Raw genomic sequence first — 16957 nt, forward strand, 5'->3', positions numbered from 1 at the left:
GTCGAAAGTCCGTTCGTCTGGTATTGTAGACGGTGCGGTGACGGACGGGAGTCCGCAGACCCCAAGGTCGTTGCAGACCGTGGGTGAGACAGGTGCCCCGTCCGTCAGTCCATCGAACCCGAACAGTCGCCTGGGCCGCAACGCTTTGCGGCGCGACCGCGAGCCCCGCCTCACAGCTATTGGCGCGGCGTCGTCTACTTCGCGAGCGTTGGCAGTATGCGCATCTTCCACAGGTTCCAGATGCGATCGATCACCGCGAAATTGGTCTTGTCGGCCTTCTCGCCCTCACCCGGCGTCAGATAATTCACCGCTCCCCCAAGTGCGATCGCCTGCGACTGAAGTTTTGCGTTGACGTCGGTGTAGTAGGCGCGGAACACGGCCATCTTCACTGAGGGCGCGACCGTCACGTCGCCATGGCCACGCATCAGCACGACCGGCTTGTCGCCGAGCGCCTGTGCCAGCGATTTGCCGATGGCGGAATTGCTGACGAGCATGTTGGTCTCGCCAAAATCCTTTCGGATATCCCAGACCGGCACACCGGCGGCGAGGAAAGACGGATTGTGAAACATCGCCTGCAGCGGCACCTTGGTCACCGAGAACGGGATGACGCCGGGTGAATGGGTGTGAACCACCGACATCACGTCCGGCCGCGCCCGGTAGATTTCGGCATGGATGAAGCGTTCAAGGAACAGGCTGCGGCCGCTTGCGTCCACCGCGTTGCCGTCGAGATCGAATTCCATGATGTCGTCGGCGGTGACGAGCGCGGGCGCCAGCGAGCGGGACATCAGGAAGTGGTTGGGATTGGTCGGATGGCGCGCGCTGACGTGGCCGAAGCCGTCGAGCACGCCGAAATCAGCCAGGATACGGCTGCCGACCACCATATCTTCGAGAAGCGCGGCATCGACGCCGGCCATCGACGCAGGCTGGGCTTGCGCGGATGTTTCGAGGAACCCGGCCAGCAGCGCGACCATTGCGGTTGCGGTCAGCCGCGCGAGTGCCTTGATAGCGTCCCTCGGTGCTTGCGTCCTGAACTTCACTTTCATCCTCCCCGCTTCGTCAGTTATATCGTCGGCAGCACCGAAAACTCCTCGCCCGGATGCCGCAGGCGCAGCACATCGGGGCCGGCGGCCTCGTGCACCAGACGATCGACCCGCGCCGATACCGGTCCACGCTGGCAGGACGAGACCATGTCGGTCACGACGTCATCAGGCCCCGCAAATACCGCTTCGACGCTGCCGTCTCTTCGGTTGCGTACCCACCCTTCCAGGCCACGCAGCATCGCCTCGTACTCGACCCAGGCCCTGTAGCCCACGCCCTGCACCCTGCCGCCGATCGTGACCCGAAGGATCGTGTTGCTCATCTATTTCTTGAGCCCCAGAAATTCGTTGGCGCGAACCTTCATATCGGCCTCTCGCGTGAGCCGATCCATCAGTTCGGCAGAGGCAAGCCCTTTCAGGGCTTTTGGCGGCGATCCCTCACGCAGCGCTTTAAGCGTCTCGTAGACGGCGTTGGTCGCTGCGGCAAAGGGAGCGTGTCCCTGGAGCGCCATCCGCACCCTTTGCCCCCTGAGATAAGCGAGGTCGGACATGGCCTCCGGCGCGCCGCCCAGCACGATCGGTAGCGTAGTCGCGCCTGCGATCGCTTCGAGTTCCGCTTTCGTCCTGATGCCGGTGAAGAACAAGGCGTCGACGCCGCTCGCCTCATAGGCTCTTGCGCGCGCGATCGCGTCGTCGAGCGAAGTGACGGAAGCAGCACCGGTACGCCCGATTACGACCAGCGATGGATCGCCACGTCCATCAAGCGCCGCCTTCATCTTGCCGACGCCTTCCTCCAGACTGATCAGCTGCGTTCGTGCCTCGCCATGGACCTGCGGCAACAGGGTGTCCTCGATGGTAAGACCGGCGGCGCCAGCCGCTTCCAGTTCGGAAACCGTGCGGCGCACGTTGAGCGCGTTGCCGTAGCCGTGGTCGGCATCGACCAGAACCGGCAGAGCGGAAGCTCGCGACATCCGCCGCACCTGCTCGGCGAGTTCAGTGAGCGTGATCAGCGCGATATCGGGATCACCGAGGACTGCAAGGGAGGCCACCGATCCGCCGAACATGCCGACCTCGAACCCGAGATCTTCGGCAATGCGGATCGAAATCGCATCATAGACCGAGCCCGGCCGCACGCATGCCGATCCCGACAGGATCGAACGCAATTTTTCTCTGCGTTGATGCAAAGTCATCGACCCTCATCGCGACGGCTGGCAGTTAGGATCGTCATTGCGGGTCCGGCCTTCGGCCGGCCCGATGATAAACTCCGCGACGAAGCAATCTGAACTTTTCGCCGCGGTTGGGTTCTGGATTGCTTCGCTTCGCTCGCAATGACGGCAGCATTGTTCTCAGGCAAATTCGAGAATGAGCGCGTCGACCGCCAGGGTGGCGCCGGGGGCGGCATGAATTTTCTTCACGGTGCCGTCGCGTTCGGCCCGCAGCACGTTCTGCATCTTCATTGCCTCCACCACCGCCAGCGTCTCGCCGGCCTTGACCTCCTGGCCTTCGCTCACCGCAATCGACACCACCAGCCCCGGCATCGGGCACAGGAGCTTCTTGCCGCTATCGGAGGCCGCGATCACCGGCATCAGGCGCGCCGCGGCCGCCTCGGCCTCGGTGAAGACCTGAACTTCGACCTCGAACCCCTGATGGGCCAGGCGGAAGCCGTTGAGAACCGGCCGCACCTGCATCGCGGCCAATTGGCCATCGATCGTGCCCTGCCAGACCGGATCGCCGGCTTTCCAGGGCGAGATCAGCCGACGCGCCGGACCGAGCGCGCCATCGGCGCCGATGAAGCGCACGGCAACACCATCCGACTCGCGCACGATCTCAAGCGGAATTTCGTCGCGTCCCAGCCACACCGCGCGGCGCCGCTCGCGGTACACCCGCCGATGGTTCAACTGGCCGGAAATCTGCCGCTTGCGTTCGCCGAGCACGTGATCGATCGCAGCCCCCACCGCCGCCAGGCGCCGCGCGATCTCACCTTCCGGCGCACGAGCCGAAAACCCGCGCGGAAACTCTTCCGGGATGAAGCCGGTGGAGAGCTTGCCCTCGCGCCAGCGCGGATGGTTCATCAATGCGGAGAGGAAGCGAATATTGTGGCGAATGCCATCGATATAGAATGAATCGAGCGCGGTGGATTGCGCTTCGATCGCAGCCGCGCGCGAGGGGGCGTGCGTGACGAGCTTGGCGATCATCGGATCGTAATAGATCGAGATCTCCCCGCCCTCTTGCACGCCGGTGTCGTTGCGCACCGTGATCCCGTCGATGCGGCTCTCGGCCGGCGGCCGGAATTTGACCAATCGTCCGACCGAGGGGAGGAAGTTGCGGAACGGATCTTCCGCATAGAGGCGGGATTCCACGGCCCACCCCGTCATGGTCACGTCCTTCTGGGATAATTTCAGTTTTTCGCCAGCGGCGACGCGGATCATCTGCTCGACCAGATCGATGCCGGTGACCAACTCGGTGACGGGATGCTCAACCTGCAGGCGGGTATTCATCTCCAGGAAATAGAAGCTCTTGTCCTGCCCGGCGACGAATTCGACGGTACCGGCAGAGTCATATTTCACGGCGTTGGCGAGCGCGACCGCCTGCTCGCCCATCTTGCGACGCGTGGTTTCGTCGAGCAGTGGCGAGGGCGCCTCCTCGATCACCTTTTGATTGCGGCGCTGGATCGAGCATTCGCGCTCGCCGAGATGGATCACGTTGCCGTGCCTGTCGCCGAGCACCTGGATTTCGATGTGACGGGGATCGACGATGAATTTCTCGATGAACACCCGGTCGTCCCCGAACGCGGCCTTGGCCTCGGCCCGGGCGAGGCCAAAACCCTCGGCGACTTCGGCCTTCGAATTTGCGATCCGCATGCCCTTGCCGCCGCCGCCGGCCGAAGCCTTGATCATGACAGGATAGCCGATCGCGTCGGCGATCTTCACGGCATGGCTGGCGTCCTCGATCACGCCAAGGTGCCCGGGCACGGTCGAGACATTGGCCTTGGCCGCCGCTTTCTTCGACTCGATCTTGTCGCCCATCGCGGCGATGGCGTCCGGGTTGGGGCCGATGAAGACGATGCCCGCCTTGCCAAGCGCCCGCGGAAAGGCTGCGCGCTCGGACAGAAAGCCGTAACCGGGATGCACGGCCTCGGCTGCCGTCTTGCGGCACGCCTCGATGATCTTGTCGATCGCCAGATAGCTGTCGGCGGCGGCCGGCGGACCGATCAGGACAGCTTGATCAGCCATCTCGACGTGAAGGGCGTCGCGGTCGGCCTCGGAATAGACCGCGACCGTCTCGATACCCATCCGGCGTGCGGTCTTGATGACCCGGCATGCGATCTCGCCGCGATTTGCGATCAGAATTCGTTTGAACATTTGCGGACTTGCGTGAAACCTCTGGGACGGCCAATCTGGCATGCGGGGACTGGCGTAACAATTCCGTCGTACAGCAAAACCGAGCGGAGGCAACGGCTGATATGAACGAAAACCGATTTCCGGGGCTTGATCGCGGCGCGCCTAGTGTCCGGGTTCACACCATTAGGACCCGTTAACGATAATCGGTCCGGCCTTCACCCCCGCCATAAAATGCGGTTATCATTTTCGCCTGTTGCCGAAAGCCTTATTTTCGATGCGTTGGTTCATTCCGATCCTGGCCATTTTCGCAGCCAGCCAGAGCTTCGCCGCCAGCCCGGTGGTCAGGGACGGCGGGACCATTGATATTGGCGAAGTGACGTATCGGCTCGCCGGCATCGACGCACCCGCATTCGACCAGGTCTGCATCGACCACCATGCCGATTCCTGGGCGTGCGGCGTCGACGCGCGCGACGAGCTCGCCAAGCTTGTCGGTGGCCACGACGTTCGCTGCGAGGATCTCGGTCCGGATTCCACCTACAAAAAGTGGCATGTCGGGAACTGCACGGTCGAAGGCGAAACCAGCAGTCTGAGCCAGCTTCTCGTACGCCAGGGATTTGCGGTGAACCAGCAATCCTCCGCGCAGGGTCGCTTCAGGGAAGACGAGGCGGATGCGAAGGACAAACGAAGAGGCCTCTGGAAGGGTTGCTTTATCGCGCCACAGGAATTCCGTGGCTGGCAAAAGGACGCCCCTCTGCTCGGCGGCGCCTGCCGGGGCGACAAGGACCGCGAAATACGCGAAGTGCTGTTCCCTTACGAACCCACGATGCCGTCAGGTTGCAGCGTGAAGGGCAAGTATGCCTTGCGCGCGCGGGTCACCGGCAATATCGGCATCTACCACATCCAGGCATGCCGCAGTTACCCGGCGCTCACCAGACCGGACCGGTGGTTCTGTTCGGAAGACGACGCCAAGGCCGCCGGATTTCGCAAGGCGTATAATTGCCGGCCCATCACCCGGCCGCGGATCTAACGGCCTACAGCCTTCGGAAAGCACCCGGTCGGGGGCCGACCCGTGCGAGGCCGCCAGGCCCGCAGATTCTTGCTCCACAACCCGAGCGCGCCTAATGTCGTTTCTCACTCAATGGGGCCGACCATGGCGACAATGAAGGTGGATGCGAGCTTTAGCGTCCTGACTGGCAACAATATCGACGCTCTCCTCTTCAAGGCCGGAAGCGTCATCTTTCGGAAGGGCGACGAGGCGCGCGACCTTTTCGTGATCAAGAGCGGTCAGGTTCGAATCCAGATCGGCAACCGGACGGTCACCGAACTTGGACCGGACAGCATCTTCGGCGAGATGGCGCTGATCGATAATGAGCCGCGCAGCGCGACCGCGACGGCGGTCACCGACGTCGAGCTGGTGCCGGTGTCCGAAAAGCAGTTTTTGTTTCTGGTCAGCCAGACCCCTTATTTCGCCCTCAAGGTCATGCGCGTGCTGGCCAAGCGGCTGAGGGCGACGAACAAGACGTTCGGCTGAATGGCTTTGCCGGTATCTTCCAGCCGGTCGTAACATTTCTGTCGCACCGCAAACCTAGACATTCGACCAACGCCTCCGTCATCCGGTTCTACCCAAGGGAAATTCAAATGCGCCGTTCAATGGTGATGTCGTGCATCGGCCTTTTGCTGGGATGCGGGGCTACCGCGTCCGCCCAAAACGCCATGCCGCATAACCTGATCCTGTTCGTGCCCGATGGGTTGCGCGCGCGAATCGTGACGAACCAGACCGCACCGGCAATGGCCGCCCTCCGCGACAAGGGCGTCAATTTCAAGAATCCGCACTCGCTGTTTCCGACCTTCACTACGGCGAACGCCTCCGCCATGGCGACCGGCCACTATCTCGGCGATACCGGCGATTTCTCCAACACGATTTACACCGGTTATCCGGTCGGGCCTGCGGATGGTACGGTTACGCCATTTCTGGAAATCAATCCCGTGATTATCGACGCCGATGAGCATTTCGGCGGCGATTACCTCAACGAGGAGACCGTGCTGAAGATGGCCCGTGCCAGGGGTTTTAGCACGGCTGCGCTCGGCAAGGTCGGACCCACCCTGATTTTCGACCACACCGACAAGCTCGGCGCCGATGGTCCGCATTCGATCGTGATCGACGACGCCACCGGCAGCAAGACCGGCGTTCCGCTTTCAGACGAAATCAAGGCAGCCCTTGCCAAGGCCGGCCTTCCGCTCGCCACGCCGCCGCGGGGCGAGAATGGCAAGTCGGGCGACGCGAAAACCCCCGGCACGACCGCGCCCAACACCGCTCAACAGGCTTACTTCGCCGATGTGGCAACCAAGGTCCTGCTGCCGATGTTCAAGGCACGCAACAAGCCGTTTCTGCTCGTGTTCTGGTCGCGCGATCCCGACGGCAGCCAGCACAACAACGGCGACAGCCTCAACACCGTGACACCGGGCATTAACGGCCCGACCTCGCTCGCCGGCATCAGAAACGCCGACAACAATCTGGCGCAGCTCCGCGATGCGCTCGATGAGCTTGGTCTGGCTACCAGTACCAACATCATCATCGCTTCCGATCACGGCTTTTCCACCATCTCAAAGGAAAGCAAGACCAGCCCGTCGGCCAAAATGAGCTACGACGACACGCCGAAGGATTTTTTGCCGCTCGGCTTTGTCGCGATCGACCTCGCCAGGGCGCTCGATCTGCCGCTGTTCGATCCGAATGACAGAAATGCGCCGGTCGGGCCCGATGCTCATCCCAAGGCCGGAAACGCGCTACTTGGAAAAGATCCGGCAAAACCTGATCTCGTGGTGGCCACCAATGGCGGATCGGACCTGATCTACCTGCCGAACCGGGACAAGAAGCTGGCGCAACGCACCATCGCCGCGTTGCTTGAGCAGGATTACGTCAGTGGATTATTTGTCGATGACAGCCTCGGTCGTTTTGCCGGCACGCTGCCATTGTCGCAAATCGGCCTGAAGGGCAAGGCGGTGACACCCACGCCATCGATTGTGGTCAGTTTCCGCTCTTATGCGAGTGGATGCGACGAGCCCGTCAACTGCTCGGTCGAAATCGCCGACACCGTGCTGCGCCAGGGCCAGGGCATGCACGGCAGTTTCAGCCGCGGCGACACGCTGAATTTCATGGCCGCGATCGGGCCCGATTTCAAGGCCGGCTACACCGATCCCTTGCCGGTAAACAATGCGGATGTCGGGATGACCATCGCCCGGCTGATGGGCCTGAACCAGGTAAATGCGGGCGGGCTGACAGGCCGGGTGATATCGGAGGCCCTGCCGAACGGAATAATCCCGAGGGCCTTCGACGGCACCGTCGAATCCAAGGCCGCCACGAACGGTCTGAAGACGGTGGTGAAATTCCAGCGCGTGTTGTCGCAGCGCTATTTCGACGTCGCAGGTTTTCCGGGCCGCACGGTCGGGCTCGATCCGCAAGCCGGCAAACAAAAGACGGCAGGGCAATAACCCGCCGTCCTGCTGTCCAGAATCTCGGCCTGCCTCACATCCCGATATCGAATGCGTTCGGCAGCTGCGCGAACGGCAGTGTCGCCCCCACGAGGGTTGCGACCAGCCGCATCAGGGTGTGGTTGCGGCGTCGGCTGCCGCGCATCTGGCTTGCGATCCACTCCAGCACTTCGGTGTCGACATTTGCCGCCTGGGTCGGCGCCCAGCTTTCGATCGAAGTTTCGACCGACAGCGCCACCGTGCGTGGAGGGACTGCGAAGCCGGATACCGAGGCGGCGTGATGCACCACGGCCTTGGCCAGGAGATCCTCGAAACGACCGTTGTCACTGCGCTCGGCTGCCGCTTCGTCGATCTCAAACAGCGCCTCGGCTTCCGCCCGGCTGATCGGCTCATGATCGACCGCCGCTGCCGTCAGGATACGCACGCACCAGGCGGCGTCAGCGGCATCCAGCGTGCGGGAGAAATGAACGCGGCCCCTGGTGGTGGGCCCCTCGCCCGTGATCACGCCATCGCGTACGACGGCCAGTGCAAAGGCGGCTGTGTCTTTGCAGGAAATCCTGGAGGGTTCGAGGGCGGCAGGTTCGGTAGCGGTAGCCAATGGGGCAGACATCGGAATTTACTCTTCCAGTTTCTTCTTCTGGGCCAGCATTCGCGTGCAGGCGTAAACGAGTGGTTAATGATTCGAAACTTGGTTTTTGACGATTTAGAGTTTCGGGTTTGTCGTCGTGGTGCCTGTCACGGTTCGCGATTATACCGCCGTCGGGTCCACGCGGGCGGGTCATACCGAGATGGGGCGCTCGCCTTACCAAACTCGATGTGGCTTTTTCGCGGCAGCTGTGTAAATCAAAGACAAAGATACTGGAACCTGGCGGCAACGGAGAAGAATCTACCTTTTTGCCCACTGCCGTTCACTTGAGGTTCTTCGGCTCTTATACTGAAAGCAGCGATATCTCCCCCCACCTGATCGGAATGAGGTCGATTATGGCTCTCCCAATTGGCGCTGTGGCCCCGGATTTCGAGGCCGAAACCACCCAAGGCAGGATCAAATTCCACGACTGGATTGGCAACAGCTGGGCGCTCTTGTTCTCGCATCCAAAGGATTTCACCCCGGTCTGCACCACCGAACTCGGTGCGCTGGCCAAACTGAAGCCGGAATTCGACAAGCGTGGCGTTAAACTGATGGGGCTCAGCGTCGACCCCGTCGATCGGCATGCAAAATGGTCCGAGGATATCCGGGAGACACAAGGCGCAGCCCCGAATTATCCGATGATCGGCGATACCGATTACAACGTCTCCAAGCTCTATGAGATGCTGCCGGCCTCGACCTCAGGCGATCCCACCACGCGCACCCCCGCAGACAACCAGACCGTTCGCAATGTTTTCGTCATCGGTCCGGACAAGAAGATCAAGCTTGTGCTGGTCTATCCGATGACCACCGGACGCAATTTCCAGGAAATCCTGCGCGCGATCGATTCGTTGCAGATGACCGCCAAGCACCGCGTCGCCACGCCGGCCGACTGGAAGCAGGGCGAGGACGTGATCATCGCCGGTTCGGTGTCCGACGACGAGGCAAAGACCATTTATCCTGGCGGCTGGAAGGCGCCCAAGCCCTACATCCGGATCGTGCCGCAGCCGAAGTAAGGGTGCTCAGGCTCGAAGCGATCAATCAGCGAATACGCTGGCCATGGTAGTCTGCCTTGCGCAGACTACGGCACCTTGGTCTCCGATCCTCGCGCATTTCGCGCTTTGCGGGTCACGCCCGCGGTGCGATATGGTCGGCGATCAAGAGGCCCAATGTCGACGACAACGCCGTCATGAACATCCCCCATGACACATCGACCACAACCACCCGCCAGGTCCATTGTTTCAAAAGCGCGAGCGCGGTGAGCTCGAACGTCGCGTAGCAGAATAGTCCGAACAAGGCCCCGTAAAGCAGCGTCGATCGCCACGTCGCCCCAGGTGGCGCGCTGACGAAGACCAGGATGCCCGCCACGTAAAGCAGATAGAACAGGACGGCAGGCGCAAGCCTGATTTCACCCAGCATCTCGCCGACCTGTGAGGTGAAGAGATCCTTGGCGACCGTCCTCAGGAACAGAAAATCGATCGGGATCAGGACGATCAGCGTCGCAAGATAAAGAACAACATACCTTTTCAAGACCATCTCCGACGCTTTTCGCGCGCCTTTCGTGTAGTACGGATCAGGCGCGGGGTCGTTGCAAGTTTTTTGTCCGTGCGCAGACTTTTTGCGCCCATTTCGAATTTGCCACCTGATGCGCAAGCCAACCGCCCCGCCCTGCATCGTCTGGTTTCGCGACGATCTCAGGCTTTCCGATCATCCCGCCCTGCACGCCGCCGCGAGCACCGGGTTGCCTGTCATTTGCCTCTACGTCTTCGATGAGATGTTGCGATCGCCTCATGCGCGCCCGCTAGGCAGCGCGTCACGCTGGTGGCTAGCGCAGTCGCTGCGGGCCCTGCAAAAACGCCTCGGTGCGGGAGGCTCCAGGCTCGTGCTGCGCAAAGGCTCTGCGGCGAGGATCATCGCTGAGGCCGCACGCACAACCGGTGCAAATCTTGTTTTCTGGAACGAGATCGCGCACGCGCCGCGCCAGACCGAGGCCGGCGAGGTCGCCGCCGCGCTTGCGGAGATCGGTGTCGCATCGCGAAGCTTCGCGGGCGACCTTCTGGCTGATCCCACCGGTATCCGCAACAAGGAAGGCCGGGGCCTGCGGGTGTTCACGCCATTCTGGCGGCGGGTTCGGGCGCTTGGCGATCCCCCAAAGCCACTGGCGGCACCCGAGACGCTACGTCCGGGTCCTGACCTTCAAGGCGCCAAAGTTGAGGATTGGCGTCTTGAACCTGTGCGGCCGGACTGGGCCGGTGGCTTGCGCGACACCTGGACGCCGGGTGAATCAGCCGGCCAGCGGCGGCTTGAGGCCTTCCTGAAGACCGCCGTCGAGGGCTATGTCGATGGGCGCGATCGGCCCGACCGGGACAACACCTCAAGTCTCTCGCCGCATTTGCGCTTTGGCGAGGTTTCACCGCGACAGGTCTGGCATGCCGCTCGTTTTGCCGCGGCCGAGCACCCCGCCCTTTCGGTCGGCGTCGACAAGTTCTTGAGCGAACTGGGCTGGCGGGAATTCTGTCATCATTTGTTGTTTGACGCGCCGGATCTGGCGACACGCAATCTGCAACCTTCCTTCGACGCGTTCCCGTGGAGGCACGACGATGCCGCGCTTGACGCGTGGCGCCGCGGTCAAACCGGCTATCCCATCGTCGATGCCGGCATGCGCGAGTTGTGGCACACAGGAACCATGCACAACCGCGTGCGGATGGTGGTCGCCTCCTTTGCGGTCAAGCATCTCCTGATCGACTGGCGCGAGGGTGAAAGCTGGTTCTGGGACACGCTGGTCGATGCGGACCCTGCCTCCAATCCCGCCAATTGGCAGTGGGTCGCGGGATGCGGCGCCGACGCTGCACCCTATTTCCGCGTCTTCAATCCCATCCTCCAGGGCGAGAAGTTCGACCCCCAGGGTGCCTATGTGCGGCGCTGGGTTCCTGAACTTGCGCAATTGCCGGCAGGCCTGATCCACCACCCGTGGAGCGCGGCGCCGATCGAGCTCAAAAGTGCAGGCGTCGATCTGGGCAAGACCTATCCGGGACCGATCATCGATCACGGCAAGGCTCGCGGCCGCGCGCTGAAAGCCTATGCAGAGCTTCGCGCGGATTGAGCCAACGTCGTCGTCGCTTTGACAGCACCAAGAATCCCGCTATCGTTGGCACGTCGATAAAACCTGGGGGATGACATGGACGACGAAAAACCCATCAGTAGCGAACCGATGCCGGAAGCGATGAGCCCTCCGGCCGAGCCGCCGAAAACCGCCGCCACGCCGACGGTCAAAAAGGCGAGGAAGAGAACCGCCAGGAAGGCAGTGGCGAAGAAAAAGAAGGCTGCAAGGAAATCCAAGAAGGCCGCCAAGAAATCATCGGCAAAGAAATCCGCCAAAAAGGCCGTCAAGAAGAAGGCTGCCAAGAAGAAGAAGGCCAAAAAATCGAGGCGCTGACGCTCCTCCCGACTAGAGCTCCGATTCCGAGGTTCGCGAGTTGTCGCGGCGACCTCTCATGCGAACTTCGGAATTAAAGGGGCTCTAGCAGCTTGTTGATTTGAGTAGCGGCCTTGAATTTGAAGTTCCTATCACGAACTTGCCGCGATACCGATAGGATCTTCAAATTCGCCGCACTAGGCCTCCGGCCCAAATCCATTGGAGCCGGGGCCTTTGCCTATGCGTCCATTCGTCCGTGCGCGTTGCGCCGGATGGCCAGAAACACGGCCGCGGCGCAAGCGACCATCCCTGTGATCGCCAGTTCGTCGAGCCGCCGGGCATTCGAGACGAGGAACCGCCATGGAAGTTCGCGCCGCCTTGACCTTCAAAGCTGGGCAAGGACTCCGATGAAGCTGGATTTTGTAACGGTCGATGTCTTCACAGGCACGCAGTTTGCCGGGAATCCGCTCGCCGTCGTGCTCAACGCGAAAGGCCTGACGGGCGGACAGATGCAGGCGATCGCCGCCGAATTCAACCTGGCGGAAACGACCTTTGTGCTGCCACCGAAAGATCCCGCAAATACCGCCGAGGTGAGAATCTTCACCCCGCGCTACGAAATGCCGTTTGCCGGCCATCCAAATGTCGGCACCGCCTTTGCGCTGTCGCGCGCCGGTGCAAGCTACGGCCGCGCTGTCGATGGCGAGAGCGTCAGCTTCGAGGAAAAGGCGGGGATCGTTCCGATTTCACTTCTGAAGGATGCCGGCACCGTCACGGGAGCGCGGCTCGCCTCCCCTCAATTGCTGACGTTAGGCGCCGAAATTTCGACTGAACTGATCGCTTCGGCTTGCGGATTGGCGGTCGACGACATCGAAACCGGAAATCACTCTCCGATCATCGCCTCTTGCGGTGCGCCGTTCATCCTGGCCGAACTGAAGGATCGCGCGAGACTGGCGGCGGCGGCCGCGCGCGCCGACGTCTTCGCGCGTGAAATCTCGAGGCTTCCGGTCACGAGCATTTTCATCTACGCGAATGTTGCAGAAGATGGCCTTGACATAAGGGCGCGCATGTTTGCCCCGCATCATGGAATTCCCGAAGATCCCGCAACCGGTAGCGCGAATGTCGCCCTCATCGGACTATTGGCCAGGTTGCGGCCGGAATCGGATGTGCGGATTTCAAGGACAATCGCGCAAGGCGTGGAGATGGGACGGCCAAGTCTTTTGCAGGCCGAAGCCGAAAAGGAGGGCGGCACGGTGACCTCCACCTATATCGGCGGCCGTTGCGTGCCGGTGATGTCGGGGATAATCGAACTCGCCTAGCTGCATGAACCGAAAAAGTGTGCAGCGGTTTTTCTCGCAACAAACGCGGAACGCGTTTGCGCGGAGATCATGCGCAATCAACGAACTAAAGCGGCTCACCACTCATCCGGACATGGATCGACGATCTTCCAGAGTTCTTCGCCGTTCTTGAGCTTCTTCATTTCGGTGGTCAGTCCGCCGTTGCGGCGGATCCAGTCCTTCACCGCATCCGGATAATAGGACATCAGGTCCGACGTCCCCTCGGCGCTGGTGACCTTGATCCCGAAAGTAAAGGCCTTGTCATAGTAGGCCTGGTGGAAGCCGACGCTGGCGCGTGGCGTCACGCAAATCTTGTTCATCGGCACGATACCGAACACCAGCGTGCAGGCCGAATTGCAGATGCCGTCGATGATGACGCGCTCGTGGCGATCGCGAATACGCGCATACCTGGCCTTATATTCCTCGACATATCCGCCATGGTCACGCGTGATGTGCAGGTCGGCCCGCACCGGACCTGCGGCCACGCAAAAGAGCGATAACAGGGCAAGAGGCGTGATGCGCATGAGCCGTCGGTAGCCGAAACCCCAGGTAGCGGAAACCTTTGCAAGCTTGGTGCTTAAGCGGACCAAACGGCACAACTCTGGCCAGACTGTGTTTGAATTTCGTTAAGCATGGCGGCAGCGCCAAAAAACCGGTGTGTGTGGCCGATTTTCCGCAATTTTTGCGACGATTCCCTCTGGATGGGAAGGCGAATTCGCCTAGAATGTTCCTGTTTTCTTCCGGAGGACCCGATGACCCTACTGAAGCTCACCTCGGCCGCAACCCTCCTGGTTGCGCTGGCGGCGATCTCCGACCAGGCGCAGGCGCGTCGTTATCACCACCACGGCTATGGTTATGGACTGCCCTACCCGATCAGCTACAAGCATAACTACGGACCCGGTCCGGTGCCCGGCACCTTCGCCTATTATGACGGGCCCTCTAACAATTATTGCTATCAGGGGTCGGCAGTATATCGCGCGCAGGGCGGACGCTATCCCTGCTTCTGAGTCGATCATCTGAAACCATCGATTCCGCACGCTTGTTTGGCCGTGCGCGTCGCGGCGATTTCAAAAGGGCGTTTGCGGCTTTGGTGTAGTCGTGATCGCTGGCCCTGCCCGGCCAAGTCTGCTAGAGCATGATCCGGAAAGTGGATACCGGTTTTCCCTCGCGACAAACGCGGAACCGCGTTTGCGCGGAGATCATGCTCAAACAAAGAGATGAGATCATGATGCGATTCCACTTAATCGCATCCATGATCTAATCGGACGCAAGGCACGCGCTCGTAGCTCAGCTGGATAGAGCATCGGACTTCGAATCCGAGGGTCGGGAGTTCGAATCTCTCCGAGCGCGCCAGCTAACCCCAAACAAAATCACAGTTTCTGTAGTTTGCTTTCCGTTCTTTCTTCCCAAAAATTCACGCTGGGAAGAGCCCGGGAAGATTGGAGCGGGACCGTCGCCAGCCCCGCTCCTTAGCGCAGGCACCCGAGGTTGCGCAGCTTCTCTAGCGCGGCAGCTTGCAGGCCCGGCGTGATCGGGTTCGCCATGCCATTGCATTGTTCTTGCAGCCGTTGCCGCTCCAAGGCTTGCCGCCTCGGCTCAGTCTCTTCCAAGAACTCAGCCGCACGGGCTTTTCCCTCGGCCAAGTACTGCTCGCCCGTGATCTGCCCGGCCGCGAACTTCTTAGCCGATGCGATGTTGCGCGCCGCCATCTTGTCGAATGCAGGCAGCGACGCTGGCGCACGTTCCGCCAGCACTGGCCTGATTGCGTTCATGCGGCACATGGTTGCGCGAACCGCATTCTGGCGCGAATCCACCTCGGGACAGTTGGCTTTAACCGCTGCCCTATTGAGCGCGGCCACGGTCACATCATCCGCCTTCGCCTGCGTGAGAAGCATCGCTCCAACGAACAAGATCAACAACCGACTGTGACCTGGGAAATAGCGGCTTGTCATGGTCGCCCCCCCCCGCTTAGCGCCTTTCAAAATGACAGAAGCGCGGGACCGTTGCCAGCCCCCTCAAGGCATCCGACCGAAACTTGATTACAATCAAAACAGTGGAGATGGATTTCGCTAAGTTGCTTGGCGCTGGGCGGCAGGCATGGCGCTCGGTGGCGGGGCCTCTTCCCCCGTCAGAAGGAGCCGCTCTCATCCGGCGGCCTCTTTCATTTTCCTGTGTAACCGAAGCCCCGCCATGACTCTAGGAAGGCCACTGGTGAAGACCGTAAGCGCGAGCATGAATTACCTGTTACAGGGGGCGGTGTTCGCACTCGAGCAATGCGGCTTGCTTCTTCGCGACGCTCGCATCCTCTGTGAAGCCGGATCTTATGCCAGCGCGGTCGTGTTGGCGGCCTTTGCGCGTGAAGAACTCGGGCGCTACAGAATCTTGCGTCGGCTTTGGCAGCGTACAGTGGCAGGGGAAAGCTTTAGCGTTAAACAGATTCGCAAACGGTGCGAGGATCATGTCGAGAAGCAACGGGAGGGGATGTTCAGCATCGTTCAGCGACCCGACTCTAATACCGCGTTGGGTCAGCTATTGCGGGCTCGATCGAGTGTGGCACCTGGAGGTTCCGAATGGCAAAATCTCAGCGAAGAGATTGACAAAATCACTGAGTCGCAAAAAAAGCGAACCCCCGGCAACCGTCACGAACGGCGAATGAAAGCGTTGTACGCTGAACCACTGGAGTCTGGGTGGAACAGGCCAGCGGAAATTTCAGAGGCCGCGGCGCGTGACTTTTTAACAGACGCAATAAATGACTATGCCGGACAACAGGACCGTTACGTAAATCCGGATATATACGTAAATCCAGATTCGGGTGATTCAGATTTTTATGCTGCTCTTGGACATTGGCAGGACCGTCCTGAACTTCAACCAGCCACCTCATTGCACAAGTTCATTTAAAAGCCGCCGGTTGACGCCTGGCGGGCATCGTCGCGGGACCGAAGCCCTGCGCCCTCCAAATCCCAGGGAAACGAAGGCGCGGCTTGAGTGGGCCCCTCACAATTGACCGAGGGTGAGCTCGCCGAGGACACAAAGCAAAACCCCCGCCGGAGCTGATCACGGCAGGGGCTCATTCCCACTGTGTGGATGGATGGTTCGAGGCTAGGGGCAAGAGCCTAGGTGTCGCGCCAAGGATCCACTTGAGGATCAAATCCCTCTAAAGAGGTTTTCACAAGGCCAACCTTTGGGCAGTGAGCTCGGGATCTAGTTCGGCGGCTCGGCGCACATACCCCCGCCGAAGCGTGCCGAGCCTGGCCAGCGCGCTGGTGAAGTGAACTGGTTGGGATCAATGGTGGCAGTGACGGGCGATTCTGAGAACATGCGGAACTGCAACACCTTCGAATTATCTATCGCGTAAGAGCGCGGGACCGTTGTCAGCCCCCCGCGCCTGATCTCGCTATTCGACGATCCTAAAGCCGGCCCGCCGCTCTTGGACTACAGCCTTTTGTGCGGCCGTGATTCGCTCGTGGGCTCTTGCGATCGCTTGTTCCTTGGTGAAGCCCTGTTTCATCAAATCCGACAGATAGACTTCAATCGCTTGCGTCGTGAATTCAGCCCCGGCCTTCTCACTCGGCATGTTGCCCCCGATTCCTTTGATCTGATCCTGATCCCCGGCGGCGCCGAAACAAGACGCCAACGCCGCGGGGTTGTGGAAAACTACCGCCTCAGCCTTCTGGCGTGGCTCGCCAGCCGCTGGCGGTTGCGCTTCCTATGCGATC

At 61.0% G+C, this 16957-nt stretch carries 18 protein-coding genes and 1 tRNA gene; 10 read left to right on the forward strand and 9 right to left on the reverse strand.

Annotated features, from left to right (window positions below; all coding sequences use genetic code 11):
* Positions 1 to 194: 194 nt before the first annotated feature.
* The 4 genes from VNX23_RS24230 to VNX23_RS24245 form a co-directional block, all read right to left on the reverse strand.
* A complete protein-coding gene (locus tag VNX23_RS24230) occupies positions 195 to 1037 on the reverse strand; it encodes a class II aldolase/adducin family protein (RefSeq protein WP_325634097.1) in 843 nt (280 codons plus the stop codon).
* A gap of 23 nt (positions 1038 to 1060) precedes the next feature.
* Positions 1061 to 1360 (reverse strand): acylphosphatase, encoded by a 300-nt coding sequence (locus VNX23_RS24235; RefSeq protein WP_325634098.1) that lies wholly within the window; start codon positions 1358 to 1360, stop codon positions 1061 to 1063.
* Positions 1361 to 2227, reverse strand: a complete 867-nt coding sequence (locus VNX23_RS24240) for an isocitrate lyase/PEP mutase family protein (RefSeq protein ID WP_325634099.1) — start codon at positions 2225 to 2227, stop codon at positions 1361 to 1363.
* Between the two features lie 156 nt (positions 2228 to 2383).
* A complete protein-coding gene (locus VNX23_RS24245) occupies positions 2384 to 4399 on the reverse strand; it encodes an acetyl/propionyl/methylcrotonyl-CoA carboxylase subunit alpha (RefSeq protein WP_325634100.1) in 2016 nt (671 codons plus the stop codon).
* A gap of 253 nt (positions 4400 to 4652) precedes the next feature.
* Between VNX23_RS24245 and VNX23_RS24250 the strand changes: the two genes are divergently transcribed.
* The 3 genes from VNX23_RS24250 to VNX23_RS24260 all read left to right on the forward strand — a co-directional run bounded on the left by VNX23_RS24250 (position 4653) and on the right by VNX23_RS24260 (position 7867).
* Complete coding sequence (locus tag VNX23_RS24250) at positions 4653 to 5405, forward strand: thermonuclease family protein (RefSeq protein WP_325634101.1); 753 nt, start codon at positions 4653 to 4655, stop codon at positions 5403 to 5405.
* A gap of 123 nt (positions 5406 to 5528) precedes the next feature.
* Positions 5529 to 5909 carry a cyclic nucleotide-binding domain-containing protein gene (locus tag VNX23_RS24255; protein ID WP_325634102.1) on the forward strand — a complete coding sequence of 127 codons (381 nt, stop codon included), beginning with the start codon at positions 5529 to 5531 and terminating at the stop codon, positions 5907 to 5909.
* 107 nt (positions 5910 to 6016) lie between these two features.
* The gene (locus VNX23_RS24260; RefSeq protein ID WP_325634103.1) at positions 6017 to 7867 is read left to right on the forward strand and encodes an alkaline phosphatase family protein; all 1851 of its coding nucleotides are present in this window, start codon (positions 6017 to 6019) and stop codon (positions 7865 to 7867) included.
* A gap of 34 nt (positions 7868 to 7901) precedes the next feature.
* Here the strand turns inward: VNX23_RS24260 and VNX23_RS24265 are convergent, their stop codons facing one another.
* Positions 7902 to 8477 carry a hypothetical protein gene (locus VNX23_RS24265; protein ID WP_325634104.1) on the reverse strand — a complete coding sequence of 192 codons (576 nt, stop codon included), beginning with the start codon at positions 8475 to 8477 and terminating at the stop codon, positions 7902 to 7904.
* Positions 8478 to 8848: 371 nt separating this feature from the next.
* Between VNX23_RS24265 and VNX23_RS24270 the strand changes: the two genes are divergently transcribed.
* A complete protein-coding gene (locus VNX23_RS24270) occupies positions 8849 to 9508 on the forward strand; it encodes a peroxiredoxin (protein ID WP_325634105.1) in 660 nt (219 codons plus the stop codon).
* A 112-nt stretch (positions 9509 to 9620) separates the two neighbouring features.
* Here the strand turns inward: VNX23_RS24270 and VNX23_RS24275 are convergent, their stop codons facing one another.
* Positions 9621 to 10022, reverse strand: a complete 402-nt coding sequence (locus tag VNX23_RS24275) for a DUF2177 family protein (protein WP_325634106.1) — start codon at positions 10020 to 10022, stop codon at positions 9621 to 9623.
* Between the two features lie 115 nt (positions 10023 to 10137).
* Between VNX23_RS24275 and VNX23_RS24280 the strand changes: the two genes are divergently transcribed.
* On the forward strand, positions 10138 to 11595 hold the full coding sequence (locus VNX23_RS24280; protein ID WP_325634107.1) for a deoxyribodipyrimidine photo-lyase: 1458 nt from the start codon (positions 10138 to 10140) through the stop codon (positions 11593 to 11595).
* Here VNX23_RS24280 and VNX23_RS24285 read toward each other — a convergent pair.
* Positions 11571 to 11897: a hypothetical protein gene (locus VNX23_RS24285; RefSeq protein ID WP_325634108.1), complete on the reverse strand. Its 327-nt coding sequence runs from the start codon at positions 11895 to 11897 to the stop codon at positions 11571 to 11573. The two genes, VNX23_RS24280 and VNX23_RS24285, sit on opposite strands and share 25 nt — an antisense overlap.
* A gap of 417 nt (positions 11898 to 12314) precedes the next feature.
* Here VNX23_RS24285 and VNX23_RS24290 point away from each other — a divergent pair, with 417 nt between their 5' ends.
* The gene (locus VNX23_RS24290; protein ID WP_325634109.1) at positions 12315 to 13223 is read left to right on the forward strand and encodes a PhzF family phenazine biosynthesis protein; all 909 of its coding nucleotides are present in this window, start codon (positions 12315 to 12317) and stop codon (positions 13221 to 13223) included.
* 95 nt (positions 13224 to 13318) lie between these two features.
* Here VNX23_RS24290 and VNX23_RS24295 read toward each other — a convergent pair whose 3' ends face one another.
* Positions 13319 to 13765 carry a hypothetical protein gene (locus VNX23_RS24295; RefSeq protein WP_325634110.1) on the reverse strand — a complete coding sequence of 149 codons (447 nt, stop codon included), beginning with the start codon at positions 13763 to 13765 and terminating at the stop codon, positions 13319 to 13321.
* Positions 13766 to 13993: 228 nt separating this feature from the next.
* On the opposite strand from VNX23_RS24295, the gene VNX23_RS24300 reads away from it, so the two are divergent.
* Complete coding sequence (locus VNX23_RS24300; RefSeq protein WP_325634111.1) at positions 13994 to 14248, forward strand: hypothetical protein; 255 nt, start codon at positions 13994 to 13996, stop codon at positions 14246 to 14248.
* Between the two features lie 269 nt (positions 14249 to 14517).
* Positions 14518 to 14594: transfer RNA gene (locus tag VNX23_RS24305), tRNA-Arg, on the forward strand.
* A gap of 116 nt (positions 14595 to 14710) precedes the next feature.
* Here VNX23_RS24305 and VNX23_RS24310 read toward each other — a convergent pair.
* Positions 14711 to 15193 (reverse strand): hypothetical protein, encoded by a 483-nt coding sequence (locus VNX23_RS24310; RefSeq protein ID WP_325634112.1) that lies wholly within the window; start codon positions 15191 to 15193, stop codon positions 14711 to 14713.
* A 259-nt stretch (positions 15194 to 15452) separates the two neighbouring features.
* Here VNX23_RS24310 and VNX23_RS24315 point away from each other — a divergent pair, with 259 nt between their 5' ends.
* Both VNX23_RS24315 and VNX23_RS24320 read left to right on the forward strand, forming a co-directional pair.
* Positions 15453 to 16139 (forward strand): AbiV family abortive infection protein, encoded by a 687-nt coding sequence (locus tag VNX23_RS24315; protein WP_325634113.1) that lies wholly within the window; start codon positions 15453 to 15455, stop codon positions 16137 to 16139.
* Positions 16140 to 16668: 529 nt separating this feature from the next.
* On the forward strand, positions 16669 to 16957 hold a 289-nt coding region (locus tag VNX23_RS24320), incomplete at its 3' end, for a hypothetical protein (protein ID WP_325634114.1).

Origin of the sequence: Bradyrhizobium sp. (assembly GCF_035570375.1) — a bacterium.
GTDB lineage: Bacteria > Pseudomonadota > Alphaproteobacteria > Rhizobiales > Xanthobacteraceae > Bradyrhizobium.

Excerpts from the sequence above, each read along its gene's own strand:
- VNX23_RS24235 (WP_325634098.1), bottom strand. The coding sequence starts at position 1,360 with ATGAGCAACACGATCCTTCGGGTCACGATCGGCGGCAGGGTGCAGGGC.
- VNX23_RS24240 (WP_325634099.1), bottom strand. The coding sequence starts at position 2,227 with ATGACTTTGCATCAACGCAGAGAAAAATTGCGTTCGATCCTGTCGGGA.
- VNX23_RS24245 (WP_325634100.1), bottom strand. The coding sequence starts at position 4,399 with ATGTTCAAACGAATTCTGATCGCAAATCGCGGCGAGATCGCATGCCGG.
- VNX23_RS24250 (WP_325634101.1), top strand. The coding sequence starts at position 4,653 with ATGCGTTGGTTCATTCCGATCCTGGCCATTTTCGCAGCCAGCCAGAGC.
- VNX23_RS24255 (WP_325634102.1), top strand. The coding sequence starts at position 5,529 with ATGGCGACAATGAAGGTGGATGCGAGCTTTAGCGTCCTGACTGGCAAC.
- VNX23_RS24260 (WP_325634103.1), top strand. The coding sequence starts at position 6,017 with ATGCGCCGTTCAATGGTGATGTCGTGCATCGGCCTTTTGCTGGGATGC.
- VNX23_RS24265 (WP_325634104.1), bottom strand. The coding sequence starts at position 8,477 with ATGTCTGCCCCATTGGCTACCGCTACCGAACCTGCCGCCCTCGAACCC.
- VNX23_RS24270 (WP_325634105.1), top strand. The coding sequence starts at position 8,849 with ATGGCTCTCCCAATTGGCGCTGTGGCCCCGGATTTCGAGGCCGAAACC.
- VNX23_RS24280 (WP_325634107.1), top strand. The coding sequence starts at position 10,138 with ATGCGCAAGCCAACCGCCCCGCCCTGCATCGTCTGGTTTCGCGACGAT.
- VNX23_RS24290 (WP_325634109.1), top strand. The coding sequence starts at position 12,315 with ATGAAGCTGGATTTTGTAACGGTCGATGTCTTCACAGGCACGCAGTTT.
- VNX23_RS24295 (WP_325634110.1), bottom strand. The coding sequence starts at position 13,765 with ATGCGCATCACGCCTCTTGCCCTGTTATCGCTCTTTTGCGTGGCCGCA.
- VNX23_RS24300 (WP_325634111.1), top strand. The coding sequence starts at position 13,994 with ATGACCCTACTGAAGCTCACCTCGGCCGCAACCCTCCTGGTTGCGCTG.
- VNX23_RS24310 (WP_325634112.1), bottom strand. The coding sequence starts at position 15,193 with ATGACAAGCCGCTATTTCCCAGGTCACAGTCGGTTGTTGATCTTGTTC.